The organism is Thioalkalivibrio sp. ALE17, from assembly GCF_000425605.1.
Taxonomy (GTDB): domain Bacteria; phylum Pseudomonadota; class Gammaproteobacteria; order Ectothiorhodospirales; family Ectothiorhodospiraceae; genus Thioalkalivibrio.
The window spans coordinates 37,710-57,653 of record NZ_AUDT01000009.1 but is presented as its reverse complement, the minus strand read 5'-3'; the positions used below and the strand labels follow the sequence as shown (position 1 = coordinate 57,653).

General features: G+C 67.4%; 19 protein-coding genes. 5 read left to right on the top strand and 14 right to left on the bottom strand.

The window, feature by feature from the left end:
- The first annotated feature begins 1 nt into the window (after position 1).
- Positions 2 to 856, top strand: coding sequence for an archaetidylserine decarboxylase (gene asd, locus H609_RS0108075; RefSeq protein WP_028484709.1), 855 nt, complete (start codon positions 2 to 4; stop codon positions 854 to 856).
- A gap of 252 nt (positions 857 to 1,108) precedes the next feature.
- On the opposite strand, the gene H609_RS0108070 is transcribed toward asd, so the two are convergent.
- Both H609_RS0108070 and recQ read right to left on the bottom strand, forming a co-directional pair.
- Positions 1,109 to 1,861, bottom strand: a complete 753-nt coding sequence (locus H609_RS0108070) for a DUF3581 family protein (RefSeq protein ID WP_028484708.1) — start codon at positions 1,859 to 1,861, stop codon at positions 1,109 to 1,111.
- A gap of 43 nt (positions 1,862 to 1,904) precedes the next feature.
- A complete protein-coding gene (gene recQ / locus H609_RS0108065) occupies positions 1,905 to 3,794 on the bottom strand; it encodes a DNA helicase RecQ (protein WP_018867513.1) in 1,890 nt (629 codons plus the stop codon).
- 176 nt (positions 3,795 to 3,970) lie between these two features.
- Here recQ and H609_RS0108060 point away from each other — a divergent pair, with 176 nt between their 5' ends.
- The 4 genes from H609_RS0108060 (at position 3,971) to H609_RS0108045 (ending at position 7,856) form a co-directional block, all read left to right on the top strand.
- On the top strand, positions 3,971 to 4,435 hold the full coding sequence (locus H609_RS0108060) for a c-type cytochrome (protein ID WP_017940857.1): 465 nt from the start codon (positions 3,971 to 3,973) through the stop codon (positions 4,433 to 4,435).
- 13 nt (positions 4,436 to 4,448) lie between these two features.
- On the top strand, positions 4,449 to 5,447 hold the full coding sequence (locus H609_RS0108055; RefSeq protein ID WP_028484707.1) for a diguanylate cyclase: 999 nt from the start codon (positions 4,449 to 4,451) through the stop codon (positions 5,445 to 5,447).
- A gap of 77 nt (positions 5,448 to 5,524) precedes the next feature.
- The gene (locus H609_RS0108050) at positions 5,525 to 5,923 is read left to right on the top strand and encodes a hypothetical protein (protein WP_028484706.1); all 399 of its coding nucleotides are present in this window, start codon (positions 5,525 to 5,527) and stop codon (positions 5,921 to 5,923) included.
- A gap of 112 nt (positions 5,924 to 6,035) precedes the next feature.
- Positions 6,036 to 7,856 carry an ABC transporter ATP-binding protein/permease gene (locus tag H609_RS0108045; RefSeq protein WP_028484705.1) on the top strand — a complete coding sequence of 607 codons (1,821 nt, stop codon included), beginning with the start codon at positions 6,036 to 6,038 and terminating at the stop codon, positions 7,854 to 7,856.
- A gap of 261 nt (positions 7,857 to 8,117) precedes the next feature.
- On the opposite strand, the gene arfB is transcribed toward H609_RS0108045, so the two are convergent.
- The 12 genes from arfB to H609_RS0107985 form a co-directional block, all read right to left on the bottom strand.
- On the bottom strand, positions 8,118 to 8,534 hold the full coding sequence (gene arfB / locus H609_RS0108040) for an alternative ribosome rescue aminoacyl-tRNA hydrolase ArfB (protein WP_018877041.1): 417 nt from the start codon (positions 8,532 to 8,534) through the stop codon (positions 8,118 to 8,120).
- Positions 8,535 to 8,541: 7 nt separating this feature from the next.
- Positions 8,542 to 8,847, bottom strand: a complete 306-nt coding sequence (locus H609_RS0108035; RefSeq protein ID WP_018877042.1) for a hypothetical protein — start codon at positions 8,845 to 8,847, stop codon at positions 8,542 to 8,544.
- 166 nt (positions 8,848 to 9,013) lie between these two features.
- Positions 9,014 to 10,606 carry a peptide chain release factor 3 gene (locus H609_RS0108030; protein WP_018867520.1) on the bottom strand — a complete coding sequence of 531 codons (1,593 nt, stop codon included), beginning with the start codon at positions 10,604 to 10,606 and terminating at the stop codon, positions 9,014 to 9,016.
- Positions 10,607 to 10,738: 132 nt separating this feature from the next.
- On the bottom strand, positions 10,739 to 11,545 hold the full coding sequence (locus tag H609_RS0108025; protein WP_018867521.1) for a tetratricopeptide repeat protein: 807 nt from the start codon (positions 11,543 to 11,545) through the stop codon (positions 10,739 to 10,741).
- A gap of 169 nt (positions 11,546 to 11,714) precedes the next feature.
- Positions 11,715 to 12,194 (bottom strand): ribosomal protein S18-alanine N-acetyltransferase, encoded by a 480-nt coding sequence (gene rimI, locus H609_RS0108020; protein ID WP_018878531.1) that lies wholly within the window; start codon positions 12,192 to 12,194, stop codon positions 11,715 to 11,717.
- 108 nt (positions 12,195 to 12,302) lie between these two features.
- Positions 12,303 to 13,034, bottom strand: a complete 732-nt coding sequence (locus H609_RS0108015; RefSeq protein ID WP_018867523.1) for a uracil-DNA glycosylase family protein — start codon at positions 13,032 to 13,034, stop codon at positions 12,303 to 12,305.
- A gap of 4 nt (positions 13,035 to 13,038) precedes the next feature.
- On the bottom strand, positions 13,039 to 13,863 hold the full coding sequence (gene pssA / locus H609_RS0108010; RefSeq protein WP_018867524.1) for a CDP-diacylglycerol--serine O-phosphatidyltransferase: 825 nt from the start codon (positions 13,861 to 13,863) through the stop codon (positions 13,039 to 13,041).
- Positions 13,860 to 14,534, bottom strand: coding sequence for a phosphatidylserine decarboxylase (locus tag H609_RS0108005; protein ID WP_028484704.1), 675 nt, complete (start codon positions 14,532 to 14,534; stop codon positions 13,860 to 13,862). Before H609_RS0108005 ends, pssA begins: the two co-directional genes overlap by 4 nt.
- Before the next feature lie 61 nt (positions 14,535 to 14,595).
- The gene (ilvC, locus tag H609_RS0108000) at positions 14,596 to 15,612 is read right to left on the bottom strand and encodes a ketol-acid reductoisomerase (RefSeq protein WP_018862774.1); all 1,017 of its coding nucleotides are present in this window, start codon (positions 15,610 to 15,612) and stop codon (positions 14,596 to 14,598) included.
- Between the two features lie 84 nt (positions 15,613 to 15,696).
- On the bottom strand, positions 15,697 to 16,191 hold the full coding sequence (gene ilvN, locus H609_RS0107995; protein ID WP_018867526.1) for an acetolactate synthase small subunit: 495 nt from the start codon (positions 16,189 to 16,191) through the stop codon (positions 15,697 to 15,699).
- Between the two features lie 22 nt (positions 16,192 to 16,213).
- Positions 16,214 to 17,932: a biosynthetic-type acetolactate synthase large subunit gene (ilvB, locus tag H609_RS0107990; protein ID WP_018877045.1), complete on the bottom strand. Its 1,719-nt coding sequence runs from the start codon at positions 17,930 to 17,932 to the stop codon at positions 16,214 to 16,216.
- Positions 17,933 to 18,221: 289 nt separating this feature from the next.
- On the bottom strand, positions 18,222 to 19,805 hold the full coding sequence (locus tag H609_RS0107985; RefSeq protein WP_018877046.1) for a DNA mismatch repair protein MutS: 1,584 nt from the start codon (positions 19,803 to 19,805) through the stop codon (positions 18,222 to 18,224).
- Between the last annotated feature and the right edge of the window lie 139 nt (positions 19,806 to 19,944).

The window sequence follows — 19,944 nt, the reverse complement described above, 5'->3', positions numbered from 1 at the left end:
CATGAGCAAGATCGACCCCTGGCTGGCGCGTCTGTCGCACCTGCTGCCCCAGCACGCCCTTTCGCGCGGCGTGCACTGGCTGGCGCGCATCGAGTCGCCGCGCCTGCAGCCCCTGCTGCGCGCCTTCGTGCGCCGCTTCGGCCTGAACCTGGACGAGGCCGCCGAGCCGGACCTCGCGGCCTATGCCAGTTTCAACGCACTGTTCACCCGCGCCCTGCGCGAGGATGCGCGGCCGCTGGAGGGGGACGCCAACACGGTGGTCAGCCCGGCCGATTCGCGCGTCAGCGCGGCCGGGCGCATCGAGGCCGGCCAGATCTTCCAGGCCAAGGGCCATCACTACACCGTGCGCGAGCTGCTGGGTGGCGAGGACGATCTGGCGGAGGCCTTCCGCCACGGACACTTCGTCACCCTGTATCTGTCACCGCGCCACTACCACCGGCTGCACATGCCGCTGACCGGCACCCTGACCCACATGATCCATGTGCCCGGGCGGCTGTTCTCGGTGGCCCCGCGCATCGTGCGCCACGTACCCCGGCTGTACGCCCGCAACGAGCGGGTCGTGGCCTGCTTCGACACGCCTGTTGGCTCGATGGCCATGGCCCTGATCGGTGCCCAGAACGTCGGTTCCATCGAGACCGTCTGGGCCGGCGAGGTCACCCCGCCGCGGGGGCGCGAGATCAGCGTAAGCGAGTATCCGGACCGCGATATCACCCTGGAACGCGGGGCCGAGATGGGCCGCTTCAACCTCGGGTCCTCGGTGGTGCTGCTCCTGCCGGACCACCCGCTGAAGCTCGCCGACCACCTGACGCCCGAGACCGAGGTCCAGGTCCGCTCCGCACTCGGCCAGTTCTACTGACTTTTTTCACCACGAAGCACACGAAGGCACGAAGAAGGGCCAGGTCAAGGGCGGTTAACAGGAAGATGGGAAGACTAGAAGTAAAAACGATCGGTTAGATGGACTCGGGGGGCGGCCGGCCATCGAGGGCTATTAACTGCATCGCCCGGATCAGCCGTATCTTGCCTATCTTCCGATCTTCTCGCCTTCCTGTCCGCTCCAAGCCCTTGACCTTCTTCGTGCCTTCGTGCGCTTCGTGGTGAATAAAAACGTTCAGGCGTGGGCGCGGGCTGCGGTCTGGTTGAAGTAGGCGGCCTTCCAGCTCTCGTAGTCGGCGACGAGTTGCTCGACGTCGGCGGCATCGAACGGGCGCAGGCCGCTCAGCACCAGGTGCTTGCTGCCGTCGGCGACTACGGACTGATCGATCACCAGCTCGTAGTCCAGGCGGATCTCGCCGCGCTTGCCGTTGACGGTCATCACCGCATCCTTCAGGCGCGGCTCCGGCACCCCGGCGCTGGCGGCCAGCGGCTCCGGCAGGCGGAAGCCCATGCGCTCGTACATCACCAGCGGGCGCTTCGGGTTCACCATCACGCCGTGCTCCTCCATCAGCGGCACCAGCACATGCGGGAAGTTCTGCCCGGAGAAGCTCACATAACTGCGGATCAGGGATTCAATCGCGTTGGACTCGTCGATCACCGTGCCGGAGCGCTCGACCTCGATCACGCTCTTGCCATTGTCGTCGGTAATCGCAAAGGCCTCGCCCGGGGCCTCCGGGAAGATCAGCGGCACGTTGCCCCCCACCATGCCGGTAAAGCGGAAGTGCATGTTCGCGCTGGCGCCGTAGGTATCCAGCACCAGCGCGAACAGCAGATCGCCCGGCACGCAGAAGCGCCGGTTGTCGGCATCGTGGATCGGATTGAAATCGCCGGCGAGCGTCTTGGCAAAGTCACTGCCCTGCTCCGGGGTCACGACCAGTTGACCGTCGCGATGGCGGTAGAAATCCTCAAGGAAGCTTTTGTCGGTCACGCGGTCTCCCCGAAATCGTATTGCGGCGTGGTTTTTCGCACCACTATAGCCCGAAATGCCCCTCGATGGCCTTGATGAAGGCATCGCCATAGCGCTCCAGCTTGTGCTGGCCGACCCCGGAGATCCCGGCCATCTCGTCACGGCTGCGCGGGGCGGCCGCGACCATCTCCAGCAGCGTGGCATCACTGAAGATCACGTAGGGCGGCACCCCCTGGTCGCGCGCGAGGTCGGTGCGCAATGCGCGCAGGGCCTCCCACAGCGCGCGGTCCTCGCTGTCCATCGCCGCCACACTGCGGGCGGTGTCGCGGCGGGCCGGGCGGGCCGTGCGCGCCTCGCGTTCCGGGCGGGCCAACTCTTCGCGCAGGTGGATCGACTCCTCGCCGCGCAGCACCGGGCGACAGGCCGGGTCCAGCTTCAGCCCGCCGTAGCCCTCCTCGTCCAGGCGCAACAGGCCGCGGGCGAGCAGCTGACGCACCACGCCGCGCCACTGTGCCTTGTCCAGTTCCTTGCCGATCCCGAAGGTGCTCAGGCGGTCGTGACCGAGGCGGCTCAGGCGTTCGCTCGCGGAGCCGCGCAGCACGTCGATCACGTGCCCCGCGCCGAAGCGCTCGCCGGTGCGGTAGATGCAGGACAGGAGCTTCTGCACCGGGACACTGGCATCCCAGGTGGCCGGCGGCTGCATGCAGTTGTCGCAGGTCCCGCAGGGCTCGGGCATGCGCTCGTCGAAGTAGGCAAGCAGGGCCTGGCGCCGGCAACTGGTGATCTCGCAGAACCCGAGCATCGCCTCCAGCTTTTGCTGCTCGATGCGCTGGCGCTCGGCGCCGGCCTGCGAGCCCTCCAGCATCTGGCGCAGGGTCACGACATCCTGCAGGCCATAGACCATCCAGGCATTCGCGGGCAGGCCGTCGCGCCCGGCGCGGCCGGTCTCCTGATAGTAGCCCTCCAGGCTCTTGGGCAGGTTCAGGTGAGCCACGAAACGTACGTTCGGCTTGTCGATCCCCATGCCGAAGGCGATGGTCGCCGCCATCACCACGCCCTCCTCGCGCAGGAACCGGGTCTGGTTCTCCGCGCGGGTCGCCGCCGGCAGACCCGCGTGATAGGGCAGCGCGGTAATGCCCTGTTCCGCCAGCCACTCGGCCACCGCCTCGACCTTCTTGCGCGACAGGCAATAGACGATACCGGCCTCGCCCGCGTGTTCCTCGCGGATGAAGCGCAGCAGCCGATCGCGTGCGGAACCGCCGCGCCCCCCGTCGGCCTGGGCGATGCGGTAGCGGATGTTGGGGCGATCGAAGGAGCTGACAAAAGCACGGGCCTGCTCCAGGCGCAGCCGCTCGCGGATCTCCTGGCGGGTGGGGCCGTCCGCCGTCGCGGTCAGGGCGAGGCGCGGCACCTGCGGGAAACGTTCGGCCAGCACCGCCAGCTGACTGTACTCCGGGCGAAAGTCATGCCCCCATTGCGAGACGCAGTGGGCCTCGTCGATGGCGAACAGCGCCAGCTCGATGCCCTCCAGACGCTCCAGCATGCCCGCGGCGAACAGGCGCTCCGGCGACATGTACAGCAGATCCAGTTCGCCCGCGTGCAGCGCGGCCAGCACGGAGCGGGCCTCGTCCGCCTTCTGGCCGGAATCCAGACTGGCCGCCGCCACGCCGTTCTGGCGCAGGGCCGCCACCTGATCCTGCATCAGCGCGATCAGCGGCGAGATCACGATGCCGCACCCGGGCCGCGCCAGCGCGGGGATCTGGTAGCACAGCGACTTGCCGCCGCCGGTGGGCATCAGCACCACGGCGTCGCCACCCGCGGTCACATGCTCGACGATGGCCTGTTGCTGACCGCGAAATTCCGTGTAGCCGAAGGTCTCGCGCAGGATCTCCAGTGGCGCCGCCGCCGGAGCGCTTCCCTGCGCTTCTCCAGCTGCAAGACCCGAGGGTTCCAATGGACGTACTCCAGACGGGAAGACAAGCCACGAAGACTGCCGAATGCCCGCCACCGCTGCAAGCCACCAGCGCCACAACCGCCCCGGGCCGGCCGCAATCCCTCCCGGTGCGCAGTCGCCCGCCGTGACCCGCCGCGATAAACTCCCCACCTGAATACCAAAATCCAGGACGCCCGATGCCGACAACCGCCCGCCTCCTGCCCGCCGCCTTGCTGGCCCTGTTCGCGTTGACCGCCTGTTCCGACGCCCCGGAACCGGACACCGCCGCCGAGCCGCCTGCGCAGGCATCCAGCGAAGACTCGAGCGCGGCCTCCGGCTCGACCGCGCAGCTCGACTACAGCCTGCCGCCAGAGGACTTCGCCGCCGACCCCGAGGCCGGGCGCTCGCTGTTCCGCGCCAACTGCATGCAGTGCCACGGCGAGGACGCCCGCGGCACCGACCAGGGCCCGCCGCTGATCCACCGCATCTACGAGCCTTCGCACCACCCGGACATCACCTTCCATCGCGCCGTGGCCCTGGGCGTGCACGCGCACCACTGGGACTTTGGCGACATGCCGCCGGTGGCCGGGGTCACCGGTGAGGAGACCGCCCACATCATCGCCTGGATCCGCCAGGAACAGCGCGCCGTCGGCATCGACTGAACACAACCCGTACATGACAGATCCACGCACGGAGGCGATCCGCGGCACGGTTCACGCCTACCTGGACGCCTGGCTGCGCCAGCGCGATCTCGCGGCCCTGCTGCGCCTTCACACCCCTGGGGTCAGCGGCTTTGGCACCGGTGCCGACGAGGCCGCCTTCAACCCCGAAGAGGTCGAACGCATCGCCGGGCGCGACATCGAACAGGTACCGGAGCCCTTCGACTTCGCGATCCACCGCGAGGAGATCCGACTGCTGACGGATGACGTGGCGCTGATCATGCTGATCTTCGACATGATCCTGGATACCCGCGGGCAGCGGGTCCGACTGAACGGCCTGCGTGCCAGTCTGGTGCTGCACGCGACCGCCGACGGCTGGCGCCTGGAGCACCTGCATGGCTCCTTCCCCGCGAGCGTCCATGGAGACGACGAACCCTACCCGGTGAAGGAGCTGGAGGAGCGCGCACAGGTGCTCGAACGCCTGGTACGGGAACGCACGCACTCCCTGGAGGCCGCCCAGCAACACCTGGAACACCTCGCCACCACCGACCCGCTGACCGGATTGAACAACCGCATGAAGGCCAGCGAGGCCCTGGCCGAAGAGATCCTGAGGGCCGAGCGTCACGCGAGCCCGCTCAGCGTAATCCTGCTGGACCTTGATCACTTCAAGCCGATCAACGACACCCTGGGACACGGCCGCGGCGACGCGGTACTGACCGCGGTCGGGCAGCTGATCACGGGCCGCATCCGCGCCACCGATCGGGCCGCGCGCTGGGGTGGCGAGGAGTTCCTCATTCTCTGCCCGCAAGACGATAGCGCCGCAACGAGCCGACTGGCCGAGGACCTGCGCCACTGCCTGGAGACCCACGACTTCCAGACCGGACAGCCGCTGACCGCCAGCTTCGGTGTGGCCCAGCTGGAGCCCGGCGAGAGCGCGGAATCCCTGGTAGACCGGGCCGACCGCGCCCTGTACGCGGCCAAGCACGCCGGGCGCAACCGGGTACAGGGCGCGTGAAATCAATCCGGCCCCGGGGCGCCCCGTCCATGAACCACAGGAACGCATTCACCCCGATCGGCAAAAGGAGCCTTGCCATGTGCACGAAGAGACTGACCCTCGCCACCCTCCTGGGCCTTCTGGCCCTGCCCGCCCAAGCAGACCCGGTCGACATCCTGGAGGCCCAGCTGCATGCCAGCGGCCCGAACCAGTGGCGGGTCGCCGTCACCGTGGAGCATCCCGATACCGGCTGGGATCACTATGCCGATGCCTGGCGTGTGCTGGACGCCGATGGGAACGTCCTCGGTGAACGCATCCTGCACCACCCGCATGTCAACGAGCAGCCGTTTACCCGCAGCCTGCGCCGGCTGTCGATCCCCGATGGCACACGCTTCCTGCAGATCGAGGCCCGCTGCTCGCAGGACGGCTGGAGTCACCAGCGCCTGCGGATCGACCTGGAACAGGACCGGGGCGACGGCTACCGCATCCACCGGTGAGGCGCGCGACCGGGCCACACCGGGCCGGGGAGCCGCCACGGAACGCGCGCCCATGTGCGTACCCGGCGGGGACCTCCTAAAGTAGGCAGCCTACCCAGCCCCGGATTCCTCCATGCGCGGTCACTCCAGCGTGCACGATGCGCCCGACGATGCGATCAACTGGCGCATCGTTCGCTCCCTGTTCCCCTATCTCGCGGAGTTCCGCGGCCGGCTGTTCCTGGCCCTGGGCCTGATGGGCCTGGCCAAGCTGGCAACCGTGCTGGTCCCGCTGGCGCTGAAGTACATCGTCGACCACTTCGAGGACGGCGGCACCGAGGCGCTGGTCGCAGTCCCGGTGGCCCTGGTGATCGCCTACGGCCTGCTGCGCTTCGGCAGCACCCTGTTCGGCGAGCTGCGCGACGCGGTCTTTGTGCGCGTGGCCGAACGGGCCATGCGGCGCGCGGCCCTGCGGGTATTCGAGCACCTCCACCGGCTCGAGCTGAGCTTCCACCTGGCGCGCGAGACCGGTGGCCTGGCACGCGACATCGAGCGCGGCACCAGCGGCATCAGCTTCCTGCTGCGCTTCATGGTGTTCAACATCCTGCCGACCATCATCGAGATCGCGCTGGTCGCGGTGATCCTGCTGGTGGCGGTCGGTCCGGTCTTCACCGTCACCGTGATCCTCGCGGTGGCCGCCTACATCGCCTGGTCGGTATGGATTACCGAGTGGCGTACCCGCTTCGTGCGCGAGGCCAACCAGCGCGACAACGAGTCCAACACCCGCGCGATCGACTCGCTGCTGAACTACGAAACGGTGAAGTACTTCGGCAACGAGGGCTTCGAGGCCCGGCGCTACGACGAGGGCCTGGCCACCTGGGAACAGGCGCGCACCAAGAACGTACTGTCGCTGGTGCTGCTGAACTCCGGCCAGGCCCTGATCATCGCCGCCGCGATCACCGTGATGATGCTGCTGGCCGCCAGCCGGGTGGCCTCGGGGCAGATGTCGCTGGGCGATCTGGTGATGGTCAATGCCTACATGATCCAGCTGTTCATGCCGCTGAACTTCCTCGGCTTCGTCTACCGCGAGATCCGCCAGTCGCTGGCGAACATCGAGCGCCTGTTTGGCCTGCTGGAAAAACCGGTACAGGTCGAGGACCGGCCAGGCGCGCCGGATCTCGACGTCGCGGACGGGCATGTGCGCTTCGAGCAGGTCGCCTTCCACTACCAGCCGGAACGCCCGATCCTCGAGGACGTATCACTGGAAATCCCGGCCGGGCACAAGCTGGCGGTCGTCGGGCCCAGCGGGGCCGGCAAGTCCACGCTCGCACGCCTGCTGTTCCGGTTCTTCGACGTGACGGACGGGCGCATCACTATCGACGGCCAGGATATCCGCGAGGTGACCCAGCAAAGCCTGCGCCGAGCGATCGGCGTGGTCCCGCAGGATACCGTGCTGTTCAACGCGAGCATTCGCTACAACATCGCCTACGGTGATCCGGAGGCCTCCGAGGAGGCCATCCGGCGCGCGGTGCGTCTGGCGCACCTGGACGATTTCATCCAGCGCCTGCCCGACGGCCTGGATACGGTCGTCGGCGAACGCGGCCTCAAGGTCTCCGGCGGCGAGAAGCAACGCATTGCCATCGCCCGCATGCTGCTGAAGGACCCGCCGATCCTGGTCTTCGACGAGGCCACCTCGTCGCTGGACTCGGGCTCGGAGAAGGCGATCCTGCAGGCGCTGAACGAGGTCTCGGCGCGGCGCACCACGCTGGTCATCGCGCATCGCCTGTCGACCGTGAAGGATGCCGAGCAGATCGTGGTCCTCGATCAGGGACGCGTGGTCGAACGCGGCACCCACCGCGAACTCCTCGCGGCGGGCGGCGCCTACGCCCGCCTGTGGCAACACCAGCAGGAACACGAACCCGCCCCTGCCGACCCGAACCCGAATGCCGGGGCCTGAACCCTTTTATTCGCCACGAAGCACACGAAGGCACGAAGGAATTCAAGGGCGGTTAACAGGAAGGTACGAAGACGGGAAGATGAATAGGGTGCGTCTCCCAGAGCCCCTGATGCCCGGGCGCGCGGATGTGGCCAGCCGGTGCCCGGCGCCCCAACCAGAAATCCTTCCGACCTTCCCGTCTTCCTGTCCGCTTTTATGCCATTGACCTGACCCTTCTTCGTGCCTTCGTGTGCTTCGTGGTGAACAAAAAGCTCTTGGCAGTTAGTCGGGGGCGACGCGGCCGCGCAGGGCCTTCTTGCGGCCGCGGTGGGTCTTGCCCTCCAGGCGGCGCAGCTTGGAGGCGCGCGTGGGGCGCGTCGGCTTGCGCGCCTTGATCGGGCGACCCACCTCGCGCAGCAGCTCCGCCAGGCGCTCCAGCGCATCCTCGCGGTTGGCCTCCTGGGTGCGGTACTGCTGCGCCTTGAGCACGATCACGCCATCCTTGGTGATGCGCTGGTCCCGGCGGCGCAGCAGGCGTTCCTTGTAGACGTCGGGCAGGCTGGAGGCGCGGATATCGAAGCGCAGATGAATGGCCGAGGCCACCTTGTTCACGTTCTGCCCGCCGGCCCCCTGGGCACGGATCGCGGTCAGCTCGATCTCGTGCTCGGGGACGCTCACGCTGTTGGAAATGCGCAGCATCGGGGAATCAGCGGAAATCGCCGCCATGGATGCGGCCATCCGCGTCCAGTTCGGCGAAGAAGCGGCTGTTATCCGTGCGGTATTCCTGGGTCACGATGTCGCCGGGCAGCACCAGCATCACGTCGGGGTAGACGCGCTCGAACTCCCCGGGCGTCGGCCGACTCTCGAGGAAGTGCAGGAACGGGTTCATCTGCTCGACCGTACCCGGTCGCGGCTCGGGTCCATCGCCCCGGGTCTCGGTCTTGTGCACCGCACAGCCGCCAACCATCAGCGCCACGACCACGCCAATCACAGACAAGAATCGAAACGCCATATTCTCCTCCTGCACCACACAACTGCACCGTCATTGCGAGGCGTCGCAGACACCGTGGCAATCGCCTCAAGCTGGCATGAAGCCCGGGGCCGCTGATTTCGGATGGAGTTCGCCACGTCGCTTCGCTCCTCCCGATGGCGGTTCCAGTGCACCCCGGAGCGGCGATCTACTCCGTCGGCTGGCCGTGCTCGCGGGTCGCCTCGAAGCGGATCTCCGGCCATTTTTCCATCGCCATCTGCAGGTTCACCCGAGTCGGGGCGATATAGACCAGATCGCCACCGTGATCGATCGCCAGGTTCGCCGCGGCCTTCTCCCTGAACTCCTCGAGTTTCTTCGGGTCGTCGCATTCGACCCAGCGCGCGGTCTGGACGTTCACGTTCTCGAACTGCGCCTCGACCTTGTACTCGGTACGCAGGCGCTCGGCGACCACGTCGAACTGCAGCACGCCGACCGCGCCCAGGATCAGGTCGTTGTTGGTCAGCGGGCGGTAGAGCTGGGTCGCACCCTCCTCGCACAACTCCTGCAGGCCCTTGGCGAGCTGCTTCATCTTCAGCGGGTCCTTCAGCTGCGCGCGCCGGAACAGCTCCGGGGCGAAGTTGGGCACGCCGGTGAAGGTCAGGTCCTCGCCCTGGGTGAAGGTATCCCCGATGCGGATGGTGCCGTGGTTGTGAATGCCGATGATGTCGCCCGGATACGCGGTCTCGACATGTTCGCGGTCGGAGGCCAGGAAGGTCAGCGCATCCGGGATCTTCACGTCGCGCCCGATCCGCACGTGACGCAGCTTCGCGCCCTTGTCGAAGGTGCCGGAACAGATGCGCATGAAGGCGATGCGGTCACGGTGATTCGGATCCATGTTCGCCTGGATCTTGAACACGAAGCCGGTGAACTTCTCCTCGGTCGGCTCGACCTTGCGCGAGTGCGTCGGGCGCGGCAGCGGGCCCGGGGCGTACTCGACGAAATCGTCCAGCAACTCCTCGATGCCGAAGTTGTTGATCGCGGAGCCGAAGAACACCGGGGTCTGCTCGCCGCGCAGGTAGGCGTCCGCGTCGAACGCGTGCGAGGCGCCCTGCACCAGCTCGAGCTCCTCGCGCAGCTCCTGCGCCTGATCGCCCAGCACCTCGTCCAGGCGCGGATTGTCCAGGCCCTCGATGATCTCGCCGGTGGACTTCTTCCCGCCCTGCTCGGGATCGTACAGGTGCACCGCATCGCGACGGATATGGTAGACGCCACGGAAGCGCTTGCCGGAGCCGATCGGCCAGGTGACCGGGGCGCACTCGATCTTCAGTACCTCCTCGACCTCGTCGAGCAGCTCGATCGGGTCGCGGCCCTCGCGGTCCATCTTGTTGACGAAGGTCATGATCGGCGTGTCGCGCAGCCGGCAGACCTCCATCAGCTTGATGGTGCGTTCTTCCACGCCCTTGGCCGCGTCGATCACCATCAACGCGGAGTCCACCGCGGTCAGCGTGCGGTAGGTGTCCTCGGAGAAGTCCGCGTGCCCGGGGGTGTCCAGCAGGTTCACCATGCGCCCCTTGTACGGGTACTGCATCACGGACGAGGTGACCGAGATCCCGCGCGACTTCTCCATCTCCATCCAGTCGGAGGTGGCATGGCGCGACGACTTGCGCCCCTTGACCGTACCGGCGAGCTGGATCGCACCGCCGTACAGCAGGAGCTTTTCGGTCATGGTGGTCTTGCCGGCGTCCGGGTGCGAGATGATCGCGAAGGTCCGGCGTCGGCGGGTTTCCTCGATAAAGGACATGCATTCGGGCCGCTGGGAACAGCCCGCAAGTTTAACGCGAAATCGGGGCTCCGGTTCAGCCGGATGCCCCCGAAACGCAAACGGCCCCGGAAGCCGGGGCCGTTGTGCAACACCAGACTGGCGACTTCAGGCTCAGCGTGCGGCGGCCGCCTGGATCGCCGCGTTCTGCTCCTCCAGACGCCCGCGCGCGGTCACCAGGTCGCGGTTGTTCATGCGGGCCTCGAGCGTAGCAATGCGCTCTTCGTCCTGGGCCAGGCTGTACCAGACATGCGCCTGCACCAGGTCACGCTCGACCCCGCGGCCGTTCTGGTGCAGCCGGCCCAGCCCGATCTGGGCATGCCGGTAGCCCTGTTCCGCCGCGGCGGTGTACCAGCGGGCGGCGGCGGCCGCATCGCGCGTGGTGCCCTGGCCGTTCTCGTGCAGCAACCCGACGTAGTACTGGGCGGCGGGCAGCCCCTGATCCGCGGCCCGGGTCAGCCATTCGAGACCGGCGGCCGGGTCCTGTTCGCCATTGGCCAGGTGGCTCCCTAGCCAGTACTGGGCATCGGCATGTCCCAGTTCGGCGGCGCGGGTGTAGTGCTCGCGGCTGCGCTCGGGGTCCGCCGGGGCGCCCTTGCCGGCCGCCAGGAGATAGCCCAGGTAGTAGTGGGCCCCGGCGTGGTCGGCATCCGCTGCGCGGGCGAACCAGCGCACGGCCTGGTCGTGGTCCACTGGCGTACCCCGCCCGGAGTAGTTGGCCATACCCACGTCGAACATCGCCGCGGTATTGCCCTTCTGCGCGTTGCTTTCGCGGATCTCGTACCAGACCTCCAGCAGTTCCTGCTGGCGCTCGGCCTCGTCATAACCAAAGGACTGCTGGGCCTGAACGGCCCCGGCGGACAGCGCCAGTGGCAGGGCCAGAGGGAGCGAAACGAACAGTGCGCGCAGGGATCGGGACATGGGTTACCTCATCCGGTGTCGGGGCGAATACCGGTTTTGATCATAGTCCGGGGGGCGGGCCGTCACAACGCGGGGGTGGCAGGACGAGAACCGATGACGGCAAAACGGGCGCACATCACGCAAAGGTCACCCGGGACTGTGACCGGTTTCACGCCGCCAGCGGAACCCGTCAGGCCCCGGCCGGGGCGTTGCAGCGACGTGTCAGAACCCAGGCATCCTCACGGCCGCTGGGTAGCGGGTAGTAGCGCGGGCGGGTGCCGACATGCTCGAAGCCCTCCGAACGGTAGAGCTGGACCGCGGCCACGTTCGACGGACGGACCTCCAGAAAGAGCGCCTCGGCCTCCTGCTCACAGGCATAGTCGAACAAGCGCCGCACCATGAACCGGCCCAGCCCGTTGCCCTGCCAGCGCGGGTCCACCGTCAGGTTCAGCAGGTGGGCCTCGCCCGCGGCCACGCTCAGCACGGTGTGGCCCACCTGGCGGCCATCCACCTCGAGCACCCAGCAGTCATAGCCCACACGGATGCAGTCCTCGAAGATGCGGGCGGTCCACGGGTAGTCATAGGCCTCGCGTTCCACGCGCATCACCCCCTCCACATCCGCCGTCTGCATACGGCGCAACTCGGGCTGGACGCGGGGTTCGGCACTCATGTCGCAGCTTCCTCCTGAACGGGGTGAACGAAGGGGATACGGGGCGCTTCCGGGAGTTCCGAGCCCGGGAATGCTGCCCGGGTTCCCATCTCCACAACGGGAATCGGGTTACTCCAGGAAGGCCCGGGCGCGCTGCAGGTCCTGCCAGGCCTTGCCCTTGTCTCCCGGCTTTCGCAGCAGGTAGGCCGGGTGATAGGTCACCACCAGCGGCACGCCCTGATAGCGGTGCTGCGCCCCGCGCAGGCGTCCCAGGGGCTCCTCCGATGCCAGCAGGCTCTGGGCCGCGATCCGTCCCAGGGCGACAATGACCTGGGGCTGGATCAGGGCGATCTGGCGATCGAGGTAGGCGCGGCAGGCCGCCGATTCCTCCGGTTTCGGGTCGCGGTTTCCGGGGGGCCGGCACTTCAGCACGTTGGCAATGAAGACATCGTGGCCCCGCTCCAGCCCCAGCGCCCGCAGCATGTTGTCCAGCAGCTGTCCGGCACGGCCGACGAAGGGTTCCCCCCGCCGGTCCTCCTCCGCGCCGGGGGCCTCGCCAATGAACAGCCAGCGGGCGCGCGGATCGCCCACCCCGAACACGGTCTGCGTACGTTCGCGCGCCAGCTCGGCACAGGCCTGGCAGTCACGCACGCGTGTCTGGAGGGCCTCCCAGTCCAGGGTCGCGACGGCGGCGTCCTGCCCCCCGCCACCCGCATCCGCCGCCCCGGACGGCACCTCGGCGGCCGGGGCCAGCGGTTCGCCCGGCGGCGCTTCGATCGCCGGGGCGGCCGCGACCCGCGACCGCCACACCGGGATACCCATATCCGCGAGGATGCGGCGCTGGCGCACCGACAGCGACACGCGACTACTCCCCCGAGGGCGCCCGGCGACGATGCCGGCGCCAGCGCTCCAGGGTCAGCAGCGGACCGGACAGGGCATAGATCACGAAGCCCGCGAGGAGGACCTTGGGCGGATCCAGGGCCAGCAGCATCAGCGCGACCACCACGCCGACGATCGCCAGGAAGGGCACCCGGTGCTTGAAGTCCATGTCCTTGAAGCTGAAGTAGGTCAGGTTACTGACCATTGCCGCCCCGGACAGCACGGTAACCACCAGGATGCCGACCACGTACGGATCGGCCAGCTCGGCGGGGATGCCCCAATCCTCCAGCACCCAGACCATACCGACCAGGATCGCGGCACTGGCGGGGCTTGGCAGGCCCTGGAAGAAGCGCTTGTCGCTGACCGCGAGGCGGCTGTTGAAGCGCGCCAGGCGCAGCGCGGCGGCGGTGGTAAAGAAGAACGCCGCCACCCAGCCGAAGTTGCCCAGGTCATGCAGTTGCCACAGGTAGACGATCAGCGCCGGCGCAACACCGAACGAGACGAGATCCGACAGCGAATCGTACTGCGCGCCGAACTCGCTCTGGGTGTCGGTCATGCGCGCGACGCGCCCGTCCAGGGTGTCCAGCACCATGGCCACGAAGACCGCGATGGCAGCGGTGATGTATTCGCCGTTGATCGCCGAGACGATGGCGAAGAAGCCGGAGAAGAGCACCCCCGTGGTGAACAGGTTGGGCAGCAGGAACACGCCGCGCCGGCGCCGACGATGCGGGGGCTGGTCGTCGGCGATGGTGTCCTCGCCCTCGATGTAGTCGGGTTCCGCGCGCCGGTCGCCTTCGTCGCCTGTACTCATTGCAGCATCTCCACGGCCCCCTCGGCGTCCCCGGTCGATTCGGACTCCGGCAGCCCGCCCAGCAGGGCGGAACCAGCCAGCACCCGCTGCCCCGGCTCGACCATCACCTGCGACCCGGCCGGCAGCCACACCTCGAAGGTACCACCAAAGCCGGCGAACCCCATGCGCTTGCCGCGCCCCAGACGATTGCCCGGAACGTTGTTCTGCATGCGGATCATCCGCGGCCAGTGATCGACACTGAGGGCCAGGGTCAGCCGCGTGCCCTCGTCGGTCTCCAGCGCGTAGGCCAGGCGGCCCTCCAGTTGCGCATCCGGGGCTTCGTCGGTCTCCTTGCCCGGCCAGACCCGTTCGCGGATCTCGGCCTCCTGCGGGGCATGCACGTTGTACTCGCCCAGCCGCCGCTGGCGCAGGCGGATACAGACCGCCGGCTTGTTCGTGAACGGGTCGCGGGCCTCGGCGACCGATTCGATGGTGCCATCGGCCGGGGCGATCACGCCCAGGGCCGGCGCCGGGGCCTTGCGCCGCAGGTCACGGAACACCGCCATCAGGAACACGGTGAGGATCACCATGAACAGGCCCAGCTCCGCCTCCCCGACCAGCAACGTGATAACCGCCATCCACGCGGCGATGATCACGAACAGGCGGCCTTCAGGGGCTAGCGGAAACAGCATCGGGCGCTCGGCAGGAAAGAAGGACCGCGGCGGGCCGGAATGCCCGCCGCGGGGAGCCGCATCAGTTGCGGGACTTGTCGACCAGCTGGTTGGCCTTGATCCACGGCATCATCGCACGCAGGCGTTCGCCCACCTGCTCGATCTCGTGGGCGGCGTTCAGGCGGCGGTTGGCGGTCATCGACGGGTAGTTCATCGCGCCTTCCAGGATGAACTGCTTGGCGTACTCGCCGTTCTGGATGTTCTTCAGCGCCTCGCGCATGGCCCAGCGCGACTCCTCGTTGATCACCTGCGGGCCGGTCACGTACTCGCCGTACTCGGCATTGTTGGAGATCGAGTAGTTCATGTTGGCGATGCCGCCTTCGTACATCAGGTCGACGATCAGCTTCAGCTCGTGCAGGCACTCGAAGTAGGCCATCTCCGGGGCGTAACCCGCCTCGGTCAGGGTCTCGAAGCCGGCCTTGACCAGCTCCACCGCACCGCCGCACAGCACGGCCTGTTCGCCGAACAGGTCGGTCTCGGTCTCGTCCTTGAAGGTGGTCTCGATGATGCCGGTGCGACCGCCGCCGATCGCGGAGGCATAGGACATCGCGATGTCACGGGCCTTGCCGGAGGCGTCCTGCTGGATGGCGATCAGGTCGGGGATACCGCCGCCACGCACGAACTCGGAGCGCACGGTGTGACCCGGGGCCTTGGGCGCGATCATGATCACGTCCAGGTCCTTGCGCGGCTCGATCTGGTTGTAGTGGATCGCGAAGCCGTGGGCGAAGGCCAGGGTCGCGCCCTGCTTCAGGTTCGGTTCCAGCACGTCGCGATACAGCGCGGCCTGGTACTCGTCCGGGGCCAGCACCATGATCAGGTCGGCGCCGGCGGTCGCGGCGTCGACGTCGGCGACCTTCAGGCCGGCCTCTTCGGCCTTGGCGCGGGAACCGGAGCCCTCGCGCAGGCCCACGGTCACGTCCACGCCGGAGTCCTTCAGGTTGTTCGCATGGGCGTGGCCCTGCGAACCGTAGCCGATGATGGCCACCTTCATGCCCTGGATGATGGAGAGATCGGCGTCTTTGTCGTAGTAGAGATTCATCACAATTTCCTTGATATCAACCCCGTACGGGGCCCATGGCAAACAAACGGGTCCGGCACCGCAAGCAGCGCCGGACCCGGGGATTCAGATCTGCAGGCTGACGTCGCCGCGGGCGATACCCATGACGCCGGAGCGCACGACCTCCAGCACCGGGAACGGCTGGAGCGCCTCGAGGAAAGCATCCAGCTTGGAGCCCTCGCCGGTGATCTCGACGACATAGGTGTCGTGGGTCACGTCGATGATGCGGCCGCGGAAGATATCCGCCAGGCGCTTTGCCTCCTCGCGGTCGGCGGCCTCCGGCACGCGGACCTTGACCAGCGCCATCTCGCGCTCGATGTGCGGATAGGCGGTCATGTCCAGCAGCTTGATCACGTCGATCAGCTTGTTCAGCTGCTTGGTGATCTGCTCGACGATCTCGTCGGAACCACTGGTGACGATGGTCATGCGCGACAGCGACGGGTCGTCGGTCGGCGCGACGGTCAGCGACTCGATGTTGTAGCCACGCGCGGAGAACAGCCCGGCCACCCGCGAGAGGGCACCGGCTTCGTTTTCCAGCAGGACACTGATGATATGACGCATACGGCTCTTCCCTGTACCCGGCTCAGACCAGGATCATCTCGTTCTGGCCGGCACCGGCCGGGATCATTGGATACACGTTCTCGGACTGGTCGGTGATGAAGTCCAGGAACACCAGGCGCTCCTTCTGCGCCAGGGCCTCCTTGATCGCACCCTCGACGTCCCCGGGCTGGGTGACCTGGATGCCGACATGGCCATAGGCCTCGGCCAGCTTCACGAAGTCCGGCAGGGCATCCATGTAGGACATCGCGTAGCGGCCCTGGTAGAAGAACTCCTGCCACTGCCGGACCATGCCCAGGTAGCGGTTGTTCAGGTTCAGGATCTTCAGCGGCAGCTGGTACTGGAAGCAGGTGGACAGCTCCTGGATGCACATCTGGATGCTGGCCTCGCCGGTGATGCAGCCCACCGTCGCGTCCGGGTGCGCGAACTGCACGCCCATCGCGAACGGCAGGCCCACGCCCATCGTGCCCAGGCCGCCGGAGTTGATCCAGCGGTTCGGCTTGTCGAAGCGGTAGAACTGCGCGGCCCACATCTGGTGCTGGCCGACATCCGAGGTCACGAAGGCTTCGCCCTGGGTGAGCTCCCAGAACTTCTGCACCACGTACTGCGGCTTGATCAGCTCGGAATTCTGGTCGTACTTCAGGCAGTCCTGCGCCTGCCATTCCTCGATCTGCTTCCACCAGGTGGCCAGAGCCTCGGCATCCGGCTTGCCACCGTTCTCGTCCAGGCCCTTGATCAGCTCGCGCAGCACCGGCTCCACCTCGCCCACGATCGGCACGTCCACCTTCACGTTCTTGGAGATGGAGGACGGGTCGACATCGACGTGCACGATCTTCGCATGCGGGCAGAACTTCTCGATGTTGCCGGTCACACGGTCGTCGAAGCGCGCACCGATCGCGATCAGCACGTCCGCGTGATGCATGGCCATGTTGGCCTCGTAGGTCCCGTGCATGCCGAGCATGCCGAGGTACTGCTTGTCCGACGCCGGGTAGCCGCCCAGCCCCATCAGGGTGTTGGTGATCGGATAGCCCAGCTTGCGGGTGAACTCCGTCAGCGCCTCGGAACCCTTGCCCAGGATCACGCCACCGCCGGTGTAGATCATCGGCTGTTTCGCCGACAGAATCAGTTCGACCGCCTTGCGGATCTGCCCGGTGTGCCCCTTCGAGACCGGGTTGTAGGAGCGCATGTGGATGCTCTCCGGATACTCGAACTCGCAGCTGTCGGCGGTTACGTCCTTCGGGATATCCACCACCACCGGGCCCGGACGACCGGTGGTCGCCACGTAAAAGGCCTTCTTGATGGTGGTGGCCAGGTCCTTCACGTCCTTGACCAGGAAGTTGTGCTTCACGCAGGGACGCGTGATCCCCACGGTGTCGACCTCCTGAAAGGCATCATTGCCGATCAGGCTGGTCGGCACCTGGCCGGTGAACACCACCAGCGGCACAGAATCCATGTACGCATCGGCGATCCCGGTGATCGCGTTGGTCGCGCCGGGGCCGGAGGTGACCAGCGCCACGCCGGGCTTGTCGGAGGACTTGGCATAGCCCTCGGCCGCATGTACCGCGCCCTGCTCGTGGCGCACCAGTACGTGGGAGACCTTGTCCTGCCGGTACAGCGCATCGTAGATGTGCAGTACCGCGCCACCGGGATAGCCGAATACGACCTCGACGCCCTCGGCCTGCAGGCTGCGGCAGAAGATTTCGGCGCCGGTGATGGCGGTGGAGGAACTTGCGGTCTCGGACATGATGGTCGACTTCCTTACCGGGGGCTTGTGCACGATCGTCGAGCGATCATGCACCACAAATCAAAATAGCCCACCATCCTAATATGAAATCGCCCCCATTTCACGCCATGACGCGCGGAATCGGTGCAATTCATGCAACGCCGAGGAGCCTGCCGCAACCCGCGTTGGGGTTGTGCCCAGAGATGGCCACGGCCCCGGCGGGGCCTCGCCATGACCGGCACAAAAAATAATCGTCATCGCGACGCGCGCAGCGCCGCGGCGATCTCCAGGGAGCACCTCGGATCAAGGCTCAGCTGTGCTCGGCCCCAGCCTGCGCGGTGGGCAGCTCGGCGAAGTGCTCGCGGGCGCGGGCCACCAGCTGCGGCGGCAGGCCGTTCTTCTCCGCGATGGTCAGACCGAAGGAGACGCCGGGCTCGCCAATCAGCAACCGGTAGGTGGGCGACAGGGTCTCCGCGTCGAACTGCATCGAGGCGTTGACGATGCCCGCATGCTGTGCGGCGTAGTCCTTCAGCGGCGCCAGGTGGGTGTTCACGATCCCGCGCGTGCCCCGCGCGCGCAGTTCGTCCAGCATCGCCATCGCCAGGGCCGCGCCCTCGTCCGGGTCGGTGCCCGTGCCCAGCTCGTCCAGCAGGATCAGGCTCTCGGGGCCGGCGTTTTCGAGGATGCGTTTCAGGACCTCCACGTGCCCGGCGAAGGTCGACAGGTGGTGGAACAGGCTCTGGTTGTCACCAACATCCACCATCACCTGATCGAAACGCCCGATGCGGCAGTCCTGTTCGGCCGGGATATGCAGCCCGCACCACGCCATGGTGACCAGCAGGCCCAAGGTCTTCAGCGCGACCGTCTTGCCACCGGTGTTCGGCCCGGTGATCAGCAACAGCGGCTGCTCGCCATCCAGCCGGATCGACAGCGGCACCGGCTGCGGGCCGTTGCCCTCGGCAAACTGCAACAGCAGCAGCGGATGGTAGGCCTCGACCAGCTCCACGCCCGCCTCGGCCTCCAGCCGCGGGGCGTGGGCATTCATCTGGGCCGAGAGCTGCGCCGCGGCCGAGGCGAGATCGATCCAGGTCAGCGCGGTCAGCATCAGCTCCAGCGGCTCGCCGTACTGGCGCACCACATCGGTCAGCTCGCGTAGCAGGCGCTGCTGCTCGGTGTTGATCTGACCGTTGACCGTATCCAGCTGGTTGTTCAGCGGCACCGCCTCGATCGGCTCCACGATCTGGTCGCGCCCGCCCATGGCCGTGCCTCGGCGCACGCCCTTTACCGCGCTGGCGGCATCCCCGCGCAGCACCATCACGGCGCGCTCCTGGTGCCACTGAACCTTCAGCGCGTCCTCGCCCTTCTGCGCGACATCGGAGGCTGCCAGACGCTTCTTTACCACCGCCTCGACCTCGCCGCGCAGGCGGTTGCGCTCGCCAAAGGCCTCGACCAGTGATGCACTGGCGTCCTCGCGCAGCGAACCCCCAGGATTCAGGCACGCGGACAGACGCTCTTCCAGTGCCTCGGGCGGATACAGTTTGTTCAGGTCGGCCGGGTAGATCTCCGGCGTATCGGCGAGCTGGTCCGCCAGCTCGCGGGCATGACGCATGATGGTCTGCAGGTTGTGCAGCGCCTGCACCGGGAGGGCCGCGCCGGGATTGGCCGCCTGGCGCAGCGCCGCGCGCACGTCGGGAAGCTGGCCCAGCCGCGGCAGGGTGCCGGCGTCCAGGCGCTGGCGCGCGACGGTTACCGCCTTTTGCAGGGCCCGGGCGGCATCCAGGTTCGGCGCCGGCTCCAGGCCGCGCGCGGCATCGGCACCGTAGGGGGTGGCAGTCAGGCGCTCCAGCAGGCGCTGGATCGCGGGAAATTCGAGGGCCTTCAGATCAACCTGCATGGCATACCCTTGTGCATGAATTCGCGATTGCAGCCGGGGCCCGGGACCCTGTGGGAGCGTGCTTGCACGCGAAGCCCCTGCCAAAGCCGGATGCAGGCAGGGGCTTCGCCGGCAAGCCGGCTCCCACCAGGGAAAGACC

Bases quoted from the DNA above. Each gene is read 5' to 3' on its own strand.
- asd (WP_028484709.1), top strand. From the start codon at position 2: ATGAGCAAGATCGACCCCTGGCTGGCGCGTCTGTCGCACCTGCTGCCC.
- H609_RS0108060 (WP_017940857.1), top strand. From the start codon at position 3,971: ATGCCGACAACCGCCCGCCTCCTGCCCGCCGCCTTGCTGGCCCTGTTC.
- H609_RS0108055 (WP_028484707.1), top strand. From the start codon at position 4,449: ATGACAGATCCACGCACGGAGGCGATCCGCGGCACGGTTCACGCCTAC.
- H609_RS0108050 (WP_028484706.1), top strand. From the start codon at position 5,525: ATGTGCACGAAGAGACTGACCCTCGCCACCCTCCTGGGCCTTCTGGCC.
- H609_RS0108045 (WP_028484705.1), top strand. From the start codon at position 6,036: ATGCGCGGTCACTCCAGCGTGCACGATGCGCCCGACGATGCGATCAAC.
- arfB (WP_018877041.1), bottom strand. From the start codon at position 8,534: ATGCTGCGCATTTCCAACAGCGTGAGCGTCCCCGAGCACGAGATCGAG.
- H609_RS0108035 (WP_018877042.1), bottom strand. From the start codon at position 8,847: ATGGCGTTTCGATTCTTGTCTGTGATTGGCGTGGTCGTGGCGCTGATG.
- H609_RS0108030 (WP_018867520.1), bottom strand. From the start codon at position 10,606: ATGTCCTTTATCGAGGAAACCCGCCGACGCCGGACCTTCGCGATCATC.
- H609_RS0108025 (WP_018867521.1), bottom strand. From the start codon at position 11,545: ATGTCCCGATCCCTGCGCGCACTGTTCGTTTCGCTCCCTCTGGCCCTG.
- rimI (WP_018878531.1), bottom strand. From the start codon at position 12,194: ATGAGTGCCGAACCCCGCGTCCAGCCCGAGTTGCGCCGTATGCAGACG.
- pssA (WP_018867524.1), bottom strand. From the start codon at position 13,863: ATGAGTACAGGCGACGAAGGCGACCGGCGCGCGGAACCCGACTACATC.
- H609_RS0108005 (WP_028484704.1), bottom strand. From the start codon at position 14,534: ATGCTGTTTCCGCTAGCCCCTGAAGGCCGCCTGTTCGTGATCATCGCC.
- ilvC (WP_018862774.1), bottom strand. From the start codon at position 15,612: ATGAATCTCTACTACGACAAAGACGCCGATCTCTCCATCATCCAGGGC.
- ilvN (WP_018867526.1), bottom strand. From the start codon at position 16,191: ATGCGTCATATCATCAGTGTCCTGCTGGAAAACGAAGCCGGTGCCCTC.
- ilvB (WP_018877045.1), bottom strand. From the start codon at position 17,932: ATGTCCGAGACCGCAAGTTCCTCCACCGCCATCACCGGCGCCGAAATC.
- H609_RS0107985 (WP_018877046.1), bottom strand. From the start codon at position 19,805: ATGCAGGTTGATCTGAAGGCCCTCGAATTTCCCGCGATCCAGCGCCTG.